The following is a 1544-nucleotide window of genomic DNA, read 5'->3' as shown; positions in this document are numbered from 1 at the left end:
CCCCACACCCCGGTGGAGCGCGGTACTGCGCGGTTGGTTGGCACTTCTGCTGCAACCCGGCTGGCGGCTGGCCACGGGTTGCGGCTTGGTCATTGCGCTGGCACTGGCCGCTTTCTTTGCGCTGCCCGCCAAACCAACACCCTCAACTACACGAGAACGAACGGTGTAATCCTGGTACGCAGGAAGAGCTACTGCAGCCAAAATACCAATGATCGCTACTACGATCATCAATTCAATTAAGGTAAAACCATTCTGTAACGTTTTTTTCATCACAAATCTCCAAACATTTTAGGGAAGTAAAACAACACACATGTACAGTAGCAAATCACATACCAACATTCGGAAAAACCTAAAAACAGTCGCAAATGCTGCCTCTGCCTAGATCAGGCGCGACACTTTTTGCTCGTCCATACGCGAATTCAACAACAACCACTCACCCTATTTGGCAGCATGTGACACTTTTTGTCACCACATTCAATTTATGAACCACAAAAATGTTCATCAAGCGCAAATCCATCGGGCATAACAAACTAAATCCACTAAGCTTAATCGGCTGATGTAATATAAAGTTATCCAACCAATATCCAAATATAGGTAGCAGCGGTAATAACGAATGAATAGCCCAACACCTACAATGCTAAATGGTCTTGCCCGCCGGCTAGTGGCTGACAAGCTGATAGATGCCGACTTGGCGAGCAAGTCAGTCCACCAGGCAAAAAAAGAAAACATCCCGTTTGCCCAGCATCTGGTAAGCAATGGGATCTTGGATGCCCGCACACTCGCCCGGGTTGCATCTGAGGAGTTCGGTTCACCTGTCTTCGACTTGGATGCCCTCAACAAAGATTTGCTTCCTCAAAAGCTGGTAGATGACAAGTTAATACGCAAGCACCACACACTGCCCATAGCAAGACGCGGCAACCGCTTGTTTCTGGCAGTAACCGACCCAACCGACTTGCATGCTCTGGATGAGATTAAATTCAATACTGGCATTAACACAGAAGGTGTCTTGGTAGAGGCCGACAAATTACGCATAGCAATCGACAAATACCTCAACTCCCAAGAGGAAACACTGGGCGATGCACTGGGTGGTTTGGATGATGACCTTGACGATCTAAATGTACAGGCTATAGATACAGCACCTGCCGCAGACGACTCAAATGAGGCAGACGAAGCTCCTATTGTTAAGTACATCAACAAAGTTTTATTGGATGCAATAAAAGGAGGGGCATCCGATATTCACTTCGAGCCCTACGAGAAAAGTTATCGCATCCGCTTTAGAACTGATGGAGTTCTGCATGAAATGTCACGCCCACCGGTGAATCTGGCATTTAGAATGGCAGCACGCTTGAAGGTAATGTCGCAAATGGATATTTCCGAGCGGCGCCTACCACAAGATGGACGTATTAAATTAAAAGTATCCAAAACCCGTGCTATCGACTTCCGTGTGAACACCTTGCCAACACTGTTTGGCGAAAAAATTGTATTGCGTATTCTTGACCCAAGCTCAGCGAAACTGGGGATTGATGCTCTTGGATATGAAGATG

The 1544-nt window shown here is 47.1% G+C and carries 2 protein-coding genes; one reads left to right on the top strand and one right to left on the bottom strand.

What is annotated here, in order from left to right; translation table 11 throughout:
* Positions 1–270, bottom strand: a 270-nt coding sequence (locus ACWA6V_RS21350) for a pilin (protein WP_449524366.1), incomplete at its 3' end; no start/stop codon positions are given.
* 343 nt (positions 271–613) lie between these two features.
* Here ACWA6V_RS21350 and ACWA6V_RS21345 point away from each other — a divergent pair.
* The coding region (locus tag ACWA6V_RS21345) for an ATPase, T2SS/T4P/T4SS family (RefSeq protein WP_449524365.1) at positions 614–1544 on the top strand (931 nt) is incomplete at its 3' end.

It is taken from the genome of Cellvibrio sp. (assembly GCF_053579595.1).
Note: the sequence above shows the minus strand (reverse complement) of the source record. Positions and strands in the feature narration are given on the sequence as shown.